This is a genomic window from Enterococcus sp. DIV0240d (assembly GCF_051711245.1).
In the GTDB taxonomy this organism is placed as follows: Bacteria; Bacillota; Bacilli; order Lactobacillales; family Enterococcaceae; genus Enterococcus_D; species Enterococcus_D casseliflavus.
This window is the reverse complement of the sequence record NZ_JBIOMG010000001.1, coordinates 553,388-572,134: the sequence shown is the minus strand read 5'-3', so window position 1 is coordinate 572,134 and position 18,747 is coordinate 553,388. Positions and strand designations below refer to the sequence as shown.

The 18,747-nt window shown below is 44.5% G+C and carries 19 protein-coding genes; 7 read left to right on the top strand and 12 right to left on the bottom strand.

What is annotated here, in order from left to right:
* Positions 1–161: 161 nt before the first annotated feature.
* Complete coding sequence (locus IGJ25_RS02725) at positions 162–959, bottom strand: formate/nitrite transporter family protein (RefSeq protein ID WP_005227159.1); 798 nt, start codon at positions 957–959, stop codon at positions 162–164.
* Between the two features lie 367 nt (positions 960–1,326).
* Here IGJ25_RS02725 and rpsD point away from each other — a divergent pair, with 367 nt between their 5' ends.
* Positions 1,327–1,938 carry a 30S ribosomal protein S4 gene (rpsD, locus tag IGJ25_RS02720; RefSeq protein ID WP_005227158.1) on the top strand — a complete coding sequence of 204 codons (612 nt, stop codon included), beginning with the start codon at positions 1,327–1,329 and terminating at the stop codon, positions 1,936–1,938.
* A gap of 147 nt (positions 1,939–2,085) precedes the next feature.
* On the opposite strand, the gene spx is transcribed toward rpsD, so the two are convergent.
* The 4 genes from spx to IGJ25_RS02700 all read right to left on the bottom strand — a co-directional run bounded on the left by spx (position 2,086) and on the right by IGJ25_RS02700 (position 6,315).
* Positions 2,086–2,535, bottom strand: coding sequence for a transcriptional regulator Spx (gene spx, locus IGJ25_RS02715; protein WP_010748641.1), 450 nt, complete (start codon positions 2,533–2,535; stop codon positions 2,086–2,088).
* A 50-nt stretch (positions 2,536–2,585) separates the two neighbouring features.
* A complete protein-coding gene (locus IGJ25_RS02710) occupies positions 2,586–2,987 on the bottom strand; it encodes an Asp23/Gls24 family envelope stress response protein (RefSeq protein WP_005227156.1) in 402 nt (133 codons plus the stop codon).
* A 286-nt stretch (positions 2,988–3,273) separates the two neighbouring features.
* A complete protein-coding gene (locus tag IGJ25_RS02705) occupies positions 3,274–4,719 on the bottom strand; it encodes a peptidoglycan DD-metalloendopeptidase family protein (RefSeq protein ID WP_270286655.1) in 1,446 nt (481 codons plus the stop codon).
* A 234-nt stretch (positions 4,720–4,953) separates the two neighbouring features.
* A complete protein-coding gene (locus IGJ25_RS02700) occupies positions 4,954–6,315 on the bottom strand; it encodes a citrate/2-methylcitrate synthase (RefSeq protein ID WP_010748638.1) in 1,362 nt (453 codons plus the stop codon).
* Positions 6,316–6,550: 235 nt separating this feature from the next.
* On the opposite strand from IGJ25_RS02700, the gene acnA reads away from it, so the two are divergent.
* The 4 genes from acnA to IGJ25_RS02680 all read left to right on the top strand — a co-directional run bounded on the left by acnA (position 6,551) and on the right by IGJ25_RS02680 (position 12,094).
* On the top strand, positions 6,551–9,247 hold the full coding sequence (gene acnA, locus IGJ25_RS02695) for an aconitate hydratase AcnA (protein ID WP_081116163.1): 2,697 nt from the start codon (positions 6,551–6,553) through the stop codon (positions 9,245–9,247).
* A complete protein-coding gene (gene icd / locus IGJ25_RS02690; protein ID WP_010748636.1) occupies positions 9,240–10,490 on the top strand; it encodes an NADP-dependent isocitrate dehydrogenase in 1,251 nt (416 codons plus the stop codon). The genes acnA and icd overlap by 8 nt, the downstream gene beginning before the upstream one ends.
* A gap of 104 nt (positions 10,491–10,594) precedes the next feature.
* Positions 10,595–11,449, top strand: coding sequence for a helix-turn-helix domain-containing protein (locus tag IGJ25_RS02685; RefSeq protein WP_010748635.1), 855 nt, complete (start codon positions 10,595–10,597; stop codon positions 11,447–11,449).
* A 105-nt stretch (positions 11,450–11,554) separates the two neighbouring features.
* Entirely contained in the window at positions 11,555–12,094 is a 540-nt protein-coding gene (locus IGJ25_RS02680; protein ID WP_005227150.1) for a biotin transporter BioY, read from the top strand.
* A 91-nt stretch (positions 12,095–12,185) separates the two neighbouring features.
* Here IGJ25_RS02680 and IGJ25_RS02675 read toward each other — a convergent pair whose 3' ends face one another.
* From IGJ25_RS02675 to IGJ25_RS02650, 6 genes are all read right to left on the bottom strand, one after another.
* On the bottom strand, positions 12,186–12,752 hold the full coding sequence (locus IGJ25_RS02675) for a nucleotidyltransferase family protein (RefSeq protein ID WP_010748634.1): 567 nt from the start codon (positions 12,750–12,752) through the stop codon (positions 12,186–12,188).
* Positions 12,753–12,782: 30 nt separating this feature from the next.
* Positions 12,783–13,532 (bottom strand): 3-oxoacyl-ACP reductase, encoded by a 750-nt coding sequence (locus tag IGJ25_RS02670; RefSeq protein WP_010748633.1) that lies wholly within the window; start codon positions 13,530–13,532, stop codon positions 12,783–12,785.
* Positions 13,529–13,750: a DUF2829 domain-containing protein gene (locus IGJ25_RS02665; protein ID WP_005227147.1), complete on the bottom strand. Its 222-nt coding sequence runs from the start codon at positions 13,748–13,750 to the stop codon at positions 13,529–13,531. The genes IGJ25_RS02670 and IGJ25_RS02665 overlap by 4 nt, the downstream gene beginning before the upstream one ends.
* An 85-nt stretch (positions 13,751–13,835) precedes the next feature.
* Positions 13,836–14,729, bottom strand: coding sequence for a metallophosphoesterase (locus tag IGJ25_RS02660; protein WP_010748632.1), 894 nt, complete (start codon positions 14,727–14,729; stop codon positions 13,836–13,838).
* Position 14,730: 1 nt separating this feature from the next.
* Positions 14,731–15,108: an iron-sulfur cluster biosynthesis family protein gene (locus IGJ25_RS02655; RefSeq protein ID WP_005227145.1), complete on the bottom strand. Its 378-nt coding sequence runs from the start codon at positions 15,106–15,108 to the stop codon at positions 14,731–14,733.
* A 15-nt stretch (positions 15,109–15,123) separates the two neighbouring features.
* Positions 15,124–15,693 carry a GNAT family N-acetyltransferase gene (locus IGJ25_RS02650; protein ID WP_010748631.1) on the bottom strand — a complete coding sequence of 190 codons (570 nt, stop codon included), beginning with the start codon at positions 15,691–15,693 and terminating at the stop codon, positions 15,124–15,126.
* 107 nt (positions 15,694–15,800) lie between these two features.
* On the opposite strand from IGJ25_RS02650, the gene IGJ25_RS02645 reads away from it, so the two are divergent.
* Positions 15,801–16,253, top strand: coding sequence for a YueI family protein (locus tag IGJ25_RS02645; RefSeq protein ID WP_010748630.1), 453 nt, complete (start codon positions 15,801–15,803; stop codon positions 16,251–16,253).
* A gap of 14 nt (positions 16,254–16,267) precedes the next feature.
* Positions 16,268–16,687 carry a hypothetical protein gene (locus IGJ25_RS02640; RefSeq protein WP_010748629.1) on the top strand — a complete coding sequence of 140 codons (420 nt, stop codon included), beginning with the start codon at positions 16,268–16,270 and terminating at the stop codon, positions 16,685–16,687.
* A 220-nt stretch (positions 16,688–16,907) separates the two neighbouring features.
* On the opposite strand, the gene IGJ25_RS02635 is transcribed toward IGJ25_RS02640, so the two are convergent.
* On the bottom strand, positions 16,908–18,326 hold the full coding sequence (locus tag IGJ25_RS02635) for a LysM peptidoglycan-binding domain-containing protein (protein WP_225000919.1): 1,419 nt from the start codon (positions 18,324–18,326) through the stop codon (positions 16,908–16,910).
* Between the last annotated feature and the right edge of the window lie 421 nt (positions 18,327–18,747).

Here is an 18,747-nt window from a genome sequence, read left to right as displayed (position 1 = left end):
GGTCATTTTTACAAAAAACAGCAAGAAAAACCGTACATACTTATTCTTAACACAAATGACCGCTGATTTCAACGCTCCGTTAAGGGATGATAGCTTCTTCCTAGAGAAATGTTAGAGAAAAGAAAAAAAGAAGCATCGCTGCTTCTTTTTGTAGGTTCTGATTAGTCGACATAGGTCGATTTTGAGTTGTTCAACCATGCATAGCCAAGTCCCATGACCAAGCCACCGCCGATATAGTTACCAATAAAGGCAAAAACTAAATTATGGATCACACTGCCGACAGTCATGCCTGCCAAGTGTCCCCCTGAAGCCCAGAAAGCTAAGGTAAACGCTGGGAAGTTAGCGATGACGTGTTCGAAGCCTAAGAAAGCAAAGATGAAGATGATGAAAATGATTGCTGCGACTTTTCCAGCATCGTCTTTCATCCGCATGCTTACCAACACGGCTGTGTTTACCACGATATTAGCGAACATCGCTTCCACTAAAATTTGGATAGTGGATTTTTCTAATTTTGCAGTGATCGAGGTCAGCATAAAGTTGTCTGCGGTCAGCCCTTGAAAAGGTCCGGTTAGCGCAACGATCGAGCCGAAGATCACCCCGCCGATCAAGTTGAATAAGACACACGTAAGCAAAATTTTCAATGCCAAAGGAATACTTAGACGTTTACGGTAAACCCCAACAGTCATATACAACATATTCGATGTTCCTAATTCTGCGTTCATATAAAGAATCATGACTAAAGACCAGCTAAACATAAATGCATACAAAATTTTTCCTAACCCGTGAACCATTGATTCACCTTTCATAGCGATCGCAAAAGCAATAGCTGTTCCGAGGGTCAAGAATAAACAAGCCATCATCGCACGTACAGCGTAACGCAAATAACTACTCTTGATCAAATCGATTTTCTTTTCTATGGATGAATCGATCTTCTCAAATAATGGGGATACTGGATTCATTTTTCTACTCCTTTTATGAAAAATTTTACTTCGTTATAATTTGCACAATACTTCCATATTCTAATGACGAAATGCTGATTTGTAAAGAGATATTTGAAAATATAAGTAATTAATGAAAAATTTCAAGCTTTGTTTTCATCAAATCCAAAGCCAGCTCCATCTTGACTTTTGCCCCTAGTTTGTCGTATACTATTCCTTGTGTAAAATAATGCAGCAGGAAAATAACAGCTCGTCACCAGTTCGTTGCCCCTCGGGTGCAATTGCGTAACCGCGGCTGCAAAGGTGAAGATTGAAGAACGAACTGCACGAATGTGAATTTTTCAACGGATTATTTTACTCCAAACTATTTTATTGGAGGAACTAAATTATGTCTCGTTATACAGGACCATCATGGAAAATTTCTCGTCGTTTAGGAATTTCTTTATCAGAAACTGGAAAAGAATTGGCACGTCGCCCTTACGCTCCAGGTCAACACGGACCAAACAGCCGTGGCAAAAAATCAGAATACGGCATGCAATTAACTGAAAAACAAAAATTGCGTCATATGTATGGCATGAACGAACGTCAATTCCGTACATTGTTTATCAAAGCAAGCAAAATCAAAGAAGGTAAACACGGTGTTAACTTCATGATCTTGCTAGAACAACGCTTAGATAACGTTGTTTACCGTCTAGGTTTAGCAACTACTCGTCGTCAAGCACGTCAATTAGTAAACCACGGTCACGTTTTAGTTGATGGCAAACGCGTTGATATCCCTTCATACCACGTTGAAGTTGGACAAGTCATCAGCGTTCGTGAAAAATCACAAAACATCTCAACAATCAAAGAAGCAGTTGAAGCAACAGCTGGCCGCGCGTCATTTGTAAGCTTTGATAGCGAAAAATTAGAAGGTTCATTAACTCGTTTACCTGAGCGTGATGAATTGTCTGCAGAAGTTGACGAAGCACTAGTCGTTGAATTCTACAACCAAAAACTTTAAGATTTCAACCGACACGATTCCTTTTGGGAATCGTGTTTTTTTGTGGACTCAACGGATTTACGGATCCCTTTAAGAAGACCCTTAAAAAATACCAAAAAAACCGACAATGATACATCGCTGTATTCATTTGCCGGTTTTGTTCCTATTTTAGATAAAGTTCGCAACAGATTCGCCTTCTTCTTGCTTTTGGCGATAATTAAACATGAGCAGCTCTGTTTGACGTCGTTTGAAAATGATCTTTCGTAAGTTTCGTGGCACGAATTTACGAATGTCTTCTTCATTGTATCCCACTTGGAGCTTGTTCTCATCTAAGATAATTGGTCGTTTCAATAAGTTCGGGTATTTTTCGATCAATGAAAGCAGCTCCTCTAGCTTCAACTCTTCTAAATCAATGTCTAGCTTTTGGTACACTTTCGAACGAGTAGATATAATGTCTTCCGTTCCATTTTTCGTTAAAGAAAGAATCTCCATTAGTTCATCACTATTTAATGGATCGCTAAAAATGTTTCTCTCTTTAAATGGTAGTTCATTTTCGGTCAACCATGCACGGGCTTTACGACATGACGTACAGCTGGGTGTTGTATATAGTGATATCATTTGTTCATTCTTCCTTTCTCTTTGATGTACTTCGATTTTTTGTTTGGTGCTCAACCTTCGATTTGATCGATCGTTTCCTGTTTGACGATATCGGCGATTCGAATATTGATCTCTTTGACTTTCAAAGAAGTCAAGCGGCTAATTTCTTCTAAGACCACTTCTTGGACTTGCGCAAAGAGTTTGGGGATATCTTTGCCGTAAGCCACGATTACTTCCAAGTCAACTGCAACCTCTTCTTTGCCAACTTCCACATCAATGCCAGAAGCGACTTGCGGCTGTTCTTCAAGGTTTTCGGTCATATCTGAAAGAAATCTGCCATTTACACTAATCAAGCCATCAATTGACTGCAAAGCGACACCAACAATTGTTTCAATGACTTTCTCTTCAAAGGACAGTGGACTTGCTTGCGCTGCTTCATTAGACACATTCGTTGTTTGCTGATCGTCAGTCATTTTTCACACTCCTTGGTTAAATAAGAAAGGATACTAGAGACATCGCAAAGTCGCATACACGACCTTGTCTAAAGTGGACATTCCTCTTGGGAATTTTTTTCCCTACCTTTTTAGCATAAATTCTTTTTGTTTTTTTTACAAAGAAAAACACTTGTTTTCGGAATAAATTTATCGTGCAAGATAAAATGAATGCGCTAAAAAAATCTCAAAGCATAATTTTCCTGAAATAATTCGTTTTTCTTGACAAAAAAAAAGAAAGCATCTACAACGCTCTCTTTTTTTCGTGTTATTTTGACAAAACTTCCAACGGATCAATCAGTTGGTGTCGCGCTAAACTTGGTGAAAGACTGACTTCAAAATGCAAGTGCGGGCCTGTACTGTTCCCCGTACTTCCCATAGAAGCAATCACCTCGCCTTGTTCGACCGTTTGACCGACTTCCACTAAATTGCGATGATTGTGGGCATACAATGTCGTCAGCCCATCTTTGTGCTCAATGGCAACATAATTTCCCCATGAAGAATGATATTCTGAGCGGATCACCGTTCCTGAAAGACTAGCCATGATTGGCGTTCCTTGTGGTGCGGCGAAGTCCACTCCACGATGAAACCCATTGCCTCGCGGACCAAAGACAGAGGAGACAACTGGATTGCTGACAGGATAGATCATCTTTTCGCTGCCTGTCGGTAATTCTGGTTTCTCTTTGTCATAACTCGTCAGTGCATACGCTTCGATCAGCGCATTCAGCTTCTCATTGTATTGTGTATCTGATGCATAACGTCCGGTCAGATATTCCGTGGCGTCTTCATAAGATTCCGTTTCTGATTTCCAAACACCTTTATAAAAATTCGGATTGTGGTCCAATCCTTCTTTCAACAATTTCGCATAATCTTTCAAAGAAGATTCGATGCTGTCATATTGGCGAAAAGTGGCATGAACTGTGTATAAATTACCAGAACCATCGTCTTCTTGCGTTTGGAAGGAAATCCCATTCCCTTCATAAAGTCCCTTAATACCAAATAAGTTATAAAAAGGCTCCTGGCTCAGACGGCTTCTTCCGCTGCCAGACTCTAAAATCGCTTGGGCAATCATGACCGATGCGTAAAGATCTTCTTCTTGTCCAACTTTACGAGCATCTTCTCCAATCTCCATAATAAAGTCCCACGTTTCTTTGACTGGCGTGACTTCAAATTTTGCTGGCTCATCTTCTTGCGGCGGCGTTACCGTCAACTCTGGTACATTCGGTACTTCTTTGATGTCAGGCGAAGGCTGGCTTGGTGTTGATTCTGGCTCAGGATTTGGTGTTGTCTCTGGTTCTGGTTCTGGATTTGGTGCTGGATTTGGTGCTGGTTCTTCTGGTTCTGGCGCCGGCTCAGGTGTTGGTTCTGGTTCTGGATTCGGCTCAGGATCAGGATTTGGTGTCGGCTCTTCTGGTTCCGGTGTTGGTTCTGGTGTCGGGGTTGGTTCTGGTTCTGGCAAAGGTTCTGGTGTTGGCTGTTCAGGAGCAGGTGTTGACTCTCCTGGAACTACTTCGCCGTTTTCTCCTGGTACCGTTGCGGCATCTTCAGGAACCAAGCCCATGGTTGGCCCGTTCACTCCCGGAACCGTTGACTCAGCTGTATTTTGACCTGCAGTAGACTCGTTCGTCAAAACAGATGCCGCAGCCGATACTGGCAGCATTGTTGAAAATTGACTGGTAATAATGGCAATCGCCATCCATTTTTTTATTTTCATTCGTGAACTTTCCTCCTTTATTCCTCCCTCTATCATACAAAAAATGCAAGAAACTTTGTAATCAATTTTTGCATTCCTATATGAAAAACGAGAAAAACTTGAATTTTCTAATGAACGAATGATCCAAGCCATTCATTTTCTCTCTAGTAAAAATACGCAAAAAAAGGCTCAATCCTTCTCTTTTCGAGTGTCCAAAACAAAAACAGCAGCGAGCTTCCTCCCTGCTGTTTTGATCTATCTTGACTCTATATCGATATATTCCCGATCGTTTGACACTTCTTTGTAGGCGGGACGCATGATTTTTTGTGCGTTGACCAGCTCTTCGATCCGATGGGCGGACCAGCCGACGATCCGCGCGATAGCAAACATTGGTGTATACAGTTCTTCTGGCAGATCCAACATGTTATAAACAAACCCGCTGAAAAAGTCGATATTGGCACTGACTCCTTTGTAGATTTTGCGCTTTTCATTGATGACTTGAGGAGCAATACGTTCGACCATCGTATACAATTGATATTCTTGCCAAGCTTCTGATCCTTTTTCTTGGGCCAGTTTTGCCACATAATTTTTAAAAATCGCCGCACGGGGATCGTTGTCGCTGTATACCGCGTGGCCCATGCCATAAATCAATCCTTTACGGTCAAACGCTTCTTTATCTAAAACTGCTTCCAAATAGCTGCGGATCGCCTGTTCATCGGTAAGGTCAGCAACGTTACGCTTCAAATCTCCCATCATTTCTGTCACTTTGATATTAGCACCACCGTGTTTAGGCCCTTTCAAAGAACCTAGCGCTGCAGCAATCGTTGAATAGGTATCCGTCCCACTGGAGGTAACGACTCGTGTCGTAAAGGTCGAATTATTCCCGCCGCCATGTTCCATATGCAAAACCAGTGCCATATCCAATGTTTGGGCTTCTTGGAAGCTATATTCTTTCGTTGGACGTAGCATAGTCAAAATCGTTTCAGCTGTACTCAACTCTTCGGTCGGTCGGTGGATATACATACTCTCCCCTTGATTGTAATGATTGTAGGCATGATAGCCGTAGATTGCCAAGAGCGGAAAGACACTGATCAGCATCAGACTTTGTTCCAATACATTTTCAATGCTGATGTCATCTGCTTGTGGATCGTAACTTGCCAGTGTCAAGATACTGCGAGATAAGCTATTCATGATATCAGAAGAAGGTGCTTTCATAATGACGTCACGAACAAAATTGGTCGGCAATGTACGTTTTTCTGCTAATAGGCAATGAAAGGCCGCAAGTTCTGTTTTGTTTGGCAGTTCGCCGAAAAGTAATAAATATGCAACCTCTTCAAAGCCAAAGCGTTTTTCATTGACGAACCCTGCAACTAACTCGTTGATGTCAATTCCGCGATAACGCAGCTCGCCACAAGCTTCAATTGGCTTACCAGCAATGATTTTTTCTGGATAAATGGTGGAGATCGTCGTAAGCCCTGCTAAGACCCCCGTGCCATTTAAATCCCTCAGTCCACGTTTCACATCATATTCTGAATAAAGATTCACATCTATCAAATTGTATTTCTGACATTGCGATGCAAGATAGGACATCTTCTCTTTCTTTTCTAATCTTTCCACGGTGATGTTACCTCCAATCTTTCTACAAACTATCGATTACAATGTTATTTAACCGTATACAAACATCGTTAAAATAGTCATCCTATAAAATCGTTGCTTTTTAACAAACTTTCACACATTATAGCACGATGTTTATAAAATGAAATATTTTTCATAAATTTAATTGATTTTTTAAATTATCAACGTATAATTATTCCTAATAAGTACGTTTATCTTCGTAAAAAGGAGGATTCTTATGAAGTGGCAATCTCAACTCACCGTCAAGGATACGCAATACACGTATATTGACTTAGCGAAAATCACCCAAGACTTAGGGGCTGATTTATCTCGCTTGCCCTACTCCATTCGAGTTTTATTGGAAAGTGTTGCTCGTCATCAAGACGAGGAAATTACAGAGGATTATTTACCATTTTTAGCGAACTGGCAGGCAGAAACCCCTACTGGTGTCGTGCCATTCAAACCAGAGCGGGTCGTTTTGCAAGACTTTACTGGGGTACCCGCAGTCGTTGATTTGGCTGCCATGCGGGATGCGATGGTCGCTTTAGGCGGTGCCGCAGAAGACATCAATCCTGAGATCCCCGTCACACTCGTCGTCGACCACTCTGTGCAAGTCGATCAAGCCGGTACTCCTGGGGCGATCGCTTTTAATACGGAGCGGGAATTTGAACGCAATGCAGAACGCTATCAATTCTTGAAATGGGCGCAAGGTTCTTTCGACAATTTCGAAGTCGTTCCACCTGAAACAGGGATCATTCATCAAGTCAACATCGAATCGTTGTCTGATGTGATCTTGCAAAAAACACACGAAGATCAACGACTGCTGTTTCCTGATACATTGCAAGGAACCGATTCTCACACCACGATGATCAACGGCTTGGGGGTTCTCGGTTGGGGGGTTGGCGGTATTGAAGCGGAAGCTGCGATTCTTGGCGAACCTTCTTTCTTCCCTACGCCTGAAGTCATCGGGGTGAAATTTATCAACGAGATGCCTGCAGGTACCACCGCCACCGATTTAGCACTAAAAGTAACTGAAGTGCTGCGGATCGAAAAAGTGGTCGGAAAATTTGTCGAATACTTCGGTCCTGGCTATCGTCATTTAAGTTTAGCTGATCGAGCAACGTTAGCAAACATGGCTCCCGAATATGGTGCGACTTGCGGTTTTTGTCCGATTGATCAAGAGACCTTGAACTACTTAGCAACGACCGGTCGCTCCAGCGAGCTGATCGAACTCGTTGCCGCTTACGCCAAAGCCAACCATTTCTTTTATGATGAAGCGATCGTGCCAACCTATACTAAGACGATCACCATCGATCTAGCAGAAGTTCAGCCAGCATTAGCAGGGCCCAAGCGCCCGCAAGATCGGATTTTGCTTCCAGCAGTCCGTCAGGATTTTGAACAATCGGTCACGGCTGCCGTCGGTCCCAAGGGCTTTGGTCTTTCAGAGGACGAATGGCAAAAAGAAGCCAGCGTTACCTGGTCAGATGCTGCACCTGACAAATTAGTGACCGGCGATATCGTCTTGGCGGCGATCACTAGCTGTACGAATACGAGCAATCCCTTCGTCATGCTCTCGGCAGGCTTATTGGCTAAAAAAGCCATTGAAAAAGGTCTGACCGTCTCTCGTACGGTCAAAACCTCCCTTGCACCTGGCTCCCAGATCGTGACCACCTATTTGCAAAACAGTGGTTTGCTGCCGTATTTAGAGCAACTCGGCTTTTATTTGGTGGGCTACGGTTGTACCACCTGTATCGGAAATTCAGGTCCTTTAGAAGCGCAGGTCGCTGAAGCAATTGAGGCAGACAATCTACTGGCGGCATCGGTTCTGTCAGGCAATCGAAATTTTGAAGGAAGAATCCATCCACAGATCAAAGCCAATTATTTGGCTTCACCGCCATTAGTTGTTGCCTATGCCATCGCTGGCAGCATTCGCAAAGATCTCACAAAAGAACCGTTAGCTATCGTCAATGACGAGCCGGTGTATTTGTCTGATATTTGGCCTAGCAATGAAGAAGTCAATGCTTACGTTCAAGAGTACGTCGGACCAGAAGCATTTCGCGCTGCCTATGAGCATCTTTTTGATGCCAATGAACGCTGGAATGCGATCGAAACCACCACGAGCGCATGTTATGAATGGGAGGAGCAATCCACTTACATCGCTCATCCGCCCTACTTTGAAACATTGACCAAAGAGTTGCCTAAACCAGATGTCTTAGCTGATCTGAAAGTCTTGGCAAAATTGGGTGATTCCGTCACCACTGACCATATTTCTCCTGCTGGCAGCATCAGTATGGATTCTGCAGCTGGAAAATTTTTACAAGAAAAAGAAGTTCCGTATCGTGAATTCAACTCCTTTGGTTCGCGACGCGGCAATCATCAGATTATGATGCGGGGGACTTTCGGCAACATCCGTCTGCAAAACCAGCTAGTGCCTGGCAGTACTGGCAGTGTCACGCATTATTTTCCAACAGGGGAAACCCTGTCGATATTTGACGCAGCTATGAATTACCAAAAAGCTGGTCAAAGCTGTATCATTTTAGCTGGTAAAGATTATGGCATGGGTTCTTCTCGCGACTGGGCCGCCAAAGGAACACAATTGTTAGGCGTTAAAGTCGTCTTAGCAGAAAGCTTCGAACGAATCCATCGCAGCAACTTGGTCATGATGGGGATCATTCCGCTTGAATATCTTGCTGGTGAAAGTGCTGCATCATTTGATTTGGACGGCAGCGAAACATTCTCGATCGCTTTGCCAGAAGAGCCAGTGGTCAAGCAGCTGATCGAAGTCACTGCGCAACGGATCGACGGAGGGACTGTCTCCTTTATGACCCGCCTGCGCTTTGATGCCCCTGCAGATATTCGCTATTGGAAGCATCAAGGAATTTTACCGATGGTCATTCGAAAAAAAGCTGAATTAGGAGGAACTGCCCATGCCTAACCAAACAACCCATGAAGTAACGACGATCACCATTCCTTACATTGCAGGAGACGGCATCGGTGCCGAGATTTGGCAGGCTGCGCAACCTGTGATTGATGCCGCTGTAAATAAAGCCTATGACAATCAACGCCGTATCGAATGGCTGGAAGTTTTAGCTGGAGAAGCCGCCTTTGAACAGACGGGGGAATGGCTGCCGCAAGCAACCATCGATACGATCAAGGCTCAACAATACGCCTTAAAAGGACCGTTGACTACCCCAATTGGCGAGGGCTTTCGCTCCTTGAATGTCACCTTGCGGCAAACGCTGGATCTTTATGCCTGTGTCAGACCTGTTCGCTATTTTACAGGGGTCCCTTCGCCTTTAAAGCAGCCAGAAAAAACCGATATGGTGATCTTTCGAGAAAATACTGAAGATGTTTATGCTGGCATCGAATTTGCCAAAGACGACGACGCAACGCAGCGTCTGATCCAGACATTGCAAGCAGACTTTGCTGTCAAGGCGATTCGTTTTCCTAAAACTGCCGCTATCGGCATCAAGCCGATCTCTTTAGAAGGCAGTCAGCGCTTGATCGCTGCTGCCATTGAGTATGCGATCGCTCAAAAGCGGCCCACGGTGACACTGGTGCATAAAGGCAATATCATGAAATTTACAGAAGGCGGCTTTAAAAACTGGGGCTATCAGCTTGCAGAGACCACATACACCGACCAGTGTTTTACAATGAATCAATACAACAAAATCAAAGCAGAAAGCGGCTCAAAGGCAGCCGAAGCCGCTCTTGCCTCGGCAAAAGCGGCTGGGAAAATCGTTGTTAACGACGTGATCGCAGACAACTTTTTACAACAGATCCTTTTGTATCCAGAAAAATTCGACGTCATTGCCACTTGTAATTTGAACGGCGACTACATTTCTGATGCACTTGCTGCACAAGTCGGCGGCATCGGGATCGCCCCCGGTGCCAATATCAACTACGCTACTGGGGCAGCCATCTTTGAAGCTACCCACGGAACAGCACCGGATATCGCAGGACTTGGCAAAGCCAATCCCTGTTCGCTGCTGCTGTCAGCGTGCATGCTATTAGAACATTTGAACTGGCCAGAAGCAGCCCAAATCCTAACACAAGCCATTGAACAAGCCTTGCAAAGTCAACACGTCACTGCCGACTTCGCGCAGTTGATGCCAGAAGCGGTCTGTTTAACGACACAAGCGTTTGGTGAACACCTCCTTCAGTTGATCCATTCGTAAACTCAAGCTGTGATTGAGTCGGCATTTGCCTGCTCAATCACAGCTTGATTGCGTTTTCACCTTTTGAGAAACTATACTTAGAGCATGAAAGGGGGAATTCATTTATGAGTGAATTCAACATGAGAAAAATCGGTCAGCAGATCGCTGCCAAACGCAAAGAAAAAAATCTGACCCAAAGCAACTTGGCCGACCAGTTACTTGTCAGCTATCAGGCGGTCAGTAATTGGGAGCGGGGCAACTCACTGCCGGACATTGAAAAATTGCCGCAGCTAGCAGCGATTTTAGACCTATCCATCGATGAGCTGTTAGGGAAGCCAGCAGCTGCGGTGCAACATTATCAAGCAGGAACCGCACAGCCAGAAGAAATCGCCGAACTAGCTCCGCTGATCAAACCGCAAGAATTGTCAGCGTTGATTCAAGAAGAACCGTTTCAAGAAACTTCTTTAGATTTAGACTTATTGCCTAGGCTAGCACCTCATTTGACCAGCGCAGACTTGCAGCACCTGCTAAATGGTGCCGAGAATATCCCAGAAGAGGTACTGGAAGAACTCCTGCCTTTTTTGAAAAAGCCCCAAGTAGAAGAGCTCCTGAAAGGTAAGCACTATTCCATGGCTTTTTGGGAAGAGGCGGCGCCCTTTTTACCCCCCAACTTTTTGGCGGGAGAAATCAAAGGCTGGCTTGAAAATCCTGACTTCCGCTTTTCTGAGATTGAAGAACTGCTGCCCTTTTTACCTGCGCCTTATCTGGATGAACTCCTGCTGACTGCCCTGGAACAGCCAAACGTTGCCGCATCAGAACGCTTGGCTTATGATGAAATCGAAGAACTGCTGCCGTTTCTAACAGAAGCAACGATCTGCCGGCTCGTTCAAGCACTGCCCTTCTCAACAGATGAGCTGGAAGAGATCGCCCCTTTCCTCTCCTCAAAGAACTTGATTGTCCTTTTAAAAAAAGAACACTAAAAAAACAAGATTCTTCTTTACTTTTGGTAAACCACCGTTTATAATTTCGTTAACCAAATAATTTATTTTTAGGTTAACGAAATTATTATTAGAGAGAAGGATTCGATGAAATTATCATTACGTGAACAAATCCATGCCGCTTTATTTGCGATCATTATTGCTGGTCTTTCCCAACTGACGATTCCATTAGGTTTGATCCCATTGACAGGACAAACCTTTGCGATCGGGCTGGCGGTGACTTTCCTCGGCACGCGAACTGGAACGATGGCGATCATCATCTACTTGCTGTTAGGATTGATTGGTTTGCCCGTTTTCGCTGGTTTTTCCAGCGGTGTCGGTGTTTTGTTAGGACCAACTGGTGGCTATTTAGTCGGCTTCCTCTTTAATGGATTGCTTACTGGATTGATCGTAGAAAAAACAGCGTTTCGCTACACAGGAGCAGTGATCGGCAATATTGTCGGTGCGCTGGCAACTTTGTTGTTTGGTACATTGTGGCTGAAATGGAGCACGGGCATGGCATGGCCGGCTGCCTTTAACGGTGGCTTTGTTCTGTTTATTATCCCTGGGATCATCAAAGCCGTTGCCGCAGCTTATCTAGGTATCTTTTTAAGAAACCGCTTGGCGCAACCATTGGCTTTACGTTAATAAAAAACACTCGCGTCATATGCAGCGATTCCCATCAGTTAGCTTTCTCGTCTAACTTTTGAAAATCGCCGCATCACGCGAGTGTTCTTTTTTATTTCTTCCCCTCTTCAATCGAGAGCTGCGGCCAAATTTTCTGCCACTGCTTCATCGCTTGGCGTTGTCGATAAACCGCAAGATACTGTTCATTTTGGGCAAAATGCGGTGTTGGACGCACCCGAAAACTGCAAATATCCTGCCAGCCAAAAGGCGCCATCAATTCAAGCTTGCCTTGATTCATTCGTGCCGCTACCGCTGTACAACGCTCTGGAAACTTCGTTAAAGCATCGAAGGTACTTGTATAAGGCGGCTCCTCGGCAAAATTATGTTGGTGCATCAACGCTTGGTTTCGAACCTCCCAAGGAAATTCGGGAAACGAGCGGCGCAGTTGCGCTTCGATCGCTGCTGTTTCTTCTATGCTTACAGTCGGATCATAAAACACGACATCAATATCGGTCAGCGGCACCTCCGCTATTTTCCCACTGAGAAACCCCCATAAATAATTCCGCAGGTACCCAGCACACAGCCAGCAATCCGACAGCTGCAACGCTTCAATGATCGTAAGCAGTTGTCGACATTCACGATTTTTTGCAAACAAGTTCTGGATCGCTTGTTCCTTCATTGGCGTCCTCCTCTAATGGGTTCAGGCTAGTTATTTCAAGGTCCAACCACCGTCGATGGGCACGATCGCCCCCTGCAAGTAACTAGCTTGCGGACTGGCAAGAAAAAGGGTCAGCGCTGCAACTTCTTCTGGTTGCGCCCAACGCTTGACTGGCGTCTCTTCTGCCACCCATTGCGCCATTTTCCCGTCACCCGCAAAATCAGCCGCATTCATCGGCGTTTGAATCGCACCGGGCGCGATGCCCTTCACCGAGATCCCTTGATCTGCAACATCCAATGCCAACTGTTTGGTAAACCCGACGATCGCGTGTTTTGCGGTTGTATAGGCGATCCCGCCCCCACCTGCGACCATTCCAGCGATGGACGCCATATTGATGATCGTTCCGCCGCCATTGGCTTGCATCAGCGGCAAAATTTCTTTCGTTAAATAAAACATGCTGGAGACATTGGTTTGAAATATCTCCTCCCACTCCATTGACGTCGTCTCAGCGATCGTATGATAGCCGTCAAGCTTTCCTGCTGTATTTAACAAGACCGTGATACCGCCAAAGTGCGTCACACAAGCTTGGACCGCTGCAAGACAATTTTCTTTCACCGCTAAGTCACAACATGTGCCGAAAAAGCGGGGCTGGGCTAAAAGCGTATCAGGAAACGATTGGCAGTCAACACCAAATACTTGAGCGCCTTCTGCAAGAAACACCTCTGCTTGCGCTTTACCGATACCTGAAGCAGCCCCTGTGACAAACACAATCGTTTTGTCATCGATCCACGCTGCCGTCATTCCACGATTTTCCAATCTTCCGCAAGAATGTCGCAAACAGTCGGTGCGAAACTCGAGAATCCCTCGTCTGCTGTTTTGATCAAAAAGTAAGGGGTGACTGGGGCATTGTCGTACACTTCGCCTTCAACGAATGTCACATAAAGTTCAAAGCCGCCCCAACCTTCACGAATGATTTTTTTGCCAGCTTTTAATTCTGGTAAGATTTCTTCAAATGTCATGATTTTTCTCCTTTGTGTGTTTCTTCTAATGGTTTAAATTGCTTGGAAATTCAATCACGAAAACAAGCAGGACTCGTTTGCTGCGCTAATACGGCAGCAGCGTGATCGCTTGCGCCAATTCCTCTACAAGATGCGCCGTTTTATAGTCCTCAAATGCCTCATGATGGTTTCGCAGCAGCGTCCGAACTTTCGTTGGAGAATATGCTTCTGCTAAGTGATTTTCCAAAACGAAGCGTCGGGTCAACTGCCATTCATAATAGTAGCCGAAGGGACGGCAATAGTAGCTGGTTCCCGCAAGCTCCTTTTTCTCAAAGCGTCGATGGGTATGCCCAAAGACGACTGCCCGCACATTGGCGTACTGGTCGATCACTGCGCCAAAATCGGGCGACCCCAAAAACGCATTTAGGTGGTTCCAGCGGGCGTACTTGCCGGTCTGCCGCACAATAAACGCTTCTTGGGGCACAAAATGCGTAGAAAGAAAAATTTCTTGGTCTTGCGGCAAATGGGCCAATGTTTCCGCTAAACGCTCATTGATGGCTTGGCTGATCTCCTTATCCGATCCCTTTCGTTGAATCATGCGGTCATACCAAAACAAATTTTTCAGCCGCAAGATCTCAGCTTCACTGGTCAGATCAGAATATTGGTAGTCATACCAGCCATTGATTCCCAACAGCTGTGTTTTTTCTGATAAGCGATACGTCTGAAAATTAAGAAAGGCGGGATCATCGAAAGCCTCGATCTCTTGTTCCGTCAAGTCCACCATTTCATGATTGCCCCAGTGAAAGGTCGTTGGCACCTGTCGACTTTGAAAAAATGCGACCACGTCTAATAGCCGTTGTTTTTTATTCGCCACATCTCCTGCCAGATGCAGATGGGTCACCTGATTTTGCTGCAAATAATCAGCGATCAGCTGCAGATGGGGATCAAATAATTGGTTGATATCGACGTGCAAGTCGCTAATAACCGCCAACGTGCCCATCTCAGCGGCCCGCCGTCTGCTTTTCGATCCGTAACAATTGGACATCGTTAGCTAAGATCCCGCTATTTCCCACCAATTGCAACCGTTGATAGGTCGGTTCCACCTGCATCCGAGTCTGTTCTTCTAAATACACCTGAGCCCCTTGCTTCAACCAAATCGTGCCTAAGGGTGTCGTTAAAGGGGTGTCGTAGATCGCCAATCCTTCTTCTGGATAGCTTTGCGGCACGATGATCAGGCGAAAATGGATGTCCAAACGGCAGGTGATCTCCGTTGCAGGAAACGGACCAACGCCGTCTTCAAAATCCAAGTAGAGACGATCATCTGGCTGCACATAAGGGGTTATTTTTTCAATTGCTGCTGGCTCAATGTTCAGTTCCATGACGAGAGCCCTCCTTTACATGATAGGTTTTTTCCATTCCTCAAGGGTGATGCCACGCGTGACTTCATCGATGATTTCTTCACCCGATTTGCGGGCAGCTGGGATCGTTGCTTCCAATTTCATCCCAATTTTCTCCATGACCCGTCCAGACTTGGGATTTCGGGCATCATGTCGAGCAAAAATTCGAATCAATTCGAGTGTTTCAAAACCGAAATGCAGCAGTGCCATTGCCGCTTCTGGCATGATCCCTTGCCCCCAATAATCGCGACTCAATGTATAACCGAGCTCAGCGATCTCTTTTTCTGATTCTACCCGCAAATCGATGGTCCCGATCATTTTTCCTGAGTCTTTTTCTTCGATCGCAAATTTTCCTAAGGGTGCAGCAACAAAATACTCGGCGATGCGTAGTTTTGTTTCTTCAACCGACCCATGTCTAGCAAAGACGAAGGTCGTCGTTTCTTCATCATTTGCATAGGCAAACATGTCCGCTGCATCCGCCAAGGAAACAGGACGCAAGAGCAGCCTCGGTGTCTCCAACCGTTGATTTTCTGCTAACAATAGCAAATGTCGTTCTTTTGTTGTCATAGGATCCCTACTTTCTGTCAATACTCTCTCACGATCGCACCCCTCTTTTGCTATTTGCTGGATATGCTATAATAAGCATAAGTAAACGCTTTGAGGAGGATACTTCAATGTCAGACGAATTAGAAAAACGCCTTGATACAGGAATGTATGGGACGCCTCGCGTCAACCCAGATGAACAGCGCAAGTATTTAGGCACGTTTCGTGAACGGTGTTATCTTAGTATGACAGTAACAGAAATGAAGAAGAAGGACAACCAGAAAACGCTCTTGAACGCCTTACCAGATTATCAAGGAGCGCTCGTGCTGCTTAATGGAAAATTGCCAGAATCGATCCAGACCGATTACATCACTTTACTGACCAAACAACAGATGGAATTTCGGATCGTCTCCGATGCCCAAGATGCTGGTCCAGACAGTATCGGCTTGCTGATTGCTGGGAAAGAAGCCGTCAATGAAGACGTCATCGATATCGAAAAAAAATTCCCTGCAGCTGCCGCTCCATCGGATAAAGAGCAGGAACAACCAGAGAAAACGTCATTTTGGAAACGTCTTTTCCATTAAAAGGAGGAACTATCATGGAACAATCAACACCGCCCTACCTTTCATTAAAGAAAGAACTGCTTGATGCTTTGGATCTGCATATCGATTTGTTAAAAACGGCACCCACGATCGAATCCAGCCATCTAGATGGCGTATTGTTCATGATGCGCAGCTTGGGTTTTATGCTGGATCGCGCTCCGAAAGTACTCCTGCTGGAGGATAAGAATGAAATGAACTTTATGATGTTTCAATATTATAGCCTCCTGTCGGAACTGAAGTACAATCTGGTTTTAAACTTTCCCTACGCCTCGATTCAAGGCGTACCGTTATTAACCTTGATCCAACGTTTTCCTACCACTTATGAAAAAGAAATGAAACAATGGTGGGAAGCCCGAACGGGTCTCAAGGTGGAAGAAACAAAACAAACGATTGAAATCGCTGCTTTTGAAGGATAAGAACATCCAAAAAAGGCTCGCGATACTTCCTGCAGATAGAAAGTACTGGATATAATAGTTTGCTAGTAAAGCGAACCATAAAGCAGGACGTTAACGTATTTCTCATGATTTCTTCAAAGAAAAACCAGTCAGAGGCAGTTTCTGACTGGTTTTTATTAGTTTTAAGTTGTATTCTTCTTAATTTATTTGATACATCAAAGAATCAACTTATCTTTTTTATTTAGTAAAAATCAACTGTAAAACCAATTGGATCTCCATTTGCATTTAGCGCTGGCCGAATAACAAAGCGTGTAAACTCTAAAAACTTCCCTTCAGCCCATAAAGAATATGCACTTGCACTCGCTTCTGCACTAGTAGCTGCAAAAATGCCGCTATTGCCCAGATTGACTGGAATATTCACATCTGTTTCGCCATCGCCAGAGCCATCTTCTCCGCCATCTACATCTGTATCTCCGCCACCAGAACCATCTTCTCCACCATCGGTATCTGTGTCACCGCCACCAGAGCCGTCTTCGCCACCGTCTACATCTGTATCTCCGCCACCAGAGCCATTTTCGCCGCCATCTACATCTGTATCTCCGCCACCGGAACCGTTATCTCCGCCGTCTACATCTTTATCATCTTCGTCTTTATTAAATACACCAAATTCAATATAGATATAATCGCCTACAAAATGAACTTCATGCCCCTTAACTACTTCTGGATAATTTTCATGCTTCCAAGCAGTAGCTTCCTCGTTACTTAGGAATGGTCCGACACGTAGACGAGTATAATATGAATTCTCATAGACAACTTCAACTACAATTTCACGGTCAGTCGCGCCTCCATTATCAGGTGTCGGAATATTGAACTCAATATAGATATAGTTTCCTTCTAGATAGATTTGTAGGTCTGAAACTAATCCAACATAGTTTTCAAGCAGCCATGCCGCCACTTCATCGGTAGTTAAGAATGGTCCGACACGGAGGCGTGTAATTTCTTCATTTTCTGCAACGACTGTCACTTCAAACTCTCGATCAGCTGGTGGATTAGTGGAACCATTATCTCCACCTGAACCATTATCCGTTGCTGGTGGTGTTGGGTTTGTGGAGTCCTCTCCTGATCCATTATCTGTTGCAGGCGGCGTTGGTTTTGTTGATCCGTCTCCTGATCCGTTATCTGTTGCTGGAGGTGTCGGTTTTGTAGAGACATTTGATCCATTATTACTGTTTCCAGGATTTGTATTGCTTCCTCCCCCAATTGGTTTGGTCGGATCAATTTTGTCAGTATCTTGAATCACTGCTTGACTAATCGTATTACCCTCTGCATCCTTTAGAGAAACCACATTTCCATCAAACACTAATTTGTTGCCAGCATAAATCAAGTCAATATTGTAAATATTATTCCATTGTGCTAGACGTTCGATCGTAATATTTGTCGCTTTACTGATGGCGCTAAGTGTATCACCCCAAACAATCGTATATTCATTCCCAGTAATATCAGCTTTGATTTGTTCGGGTGTTCTGGCAACCCATACGCTTGCGGAAATAGGGGATGCTGTTTCTTCTGATGCCGAAACTTGATTTGATAATGCACCAGCCGTAAAAATTGTTGCTAGTAATGCCAACGTTTTAACAATCTTACCATTAAATTTTTTCATTCCGTACTCTCCTTTTTATAATGCTATTATATTCAACTTATTACACACCATAACCTGATTAAAATTTCAGGATGGATCTGTATAATAAATTTAGTATACTTATCTACGCAGAAGGGCTCGTGTGAATCATAGCCCGTTGAAAGACAGAAAAGAGCGGCTAAAGAAAAAGTGATTCCTCGGTTGGAAGCACTAAAACCATTGATTTAAGCCTACGAAAAAAGCCTGCACACTGAATGAAGAACCGACAAAGCACTGTCAAACATTCGCAGGGATCGGAAAAAATCATCCATATCCTTTGTGTACCTATAAGGTGCTGCCAAAGGACCGTTCCGCAAATTCTTAAAGCAATGCGCCTATGTTTAGGAGTCACTCATCGAACCACAATCAGTTTCGGCTATAAAACCTGCCTTACTTCCAAATA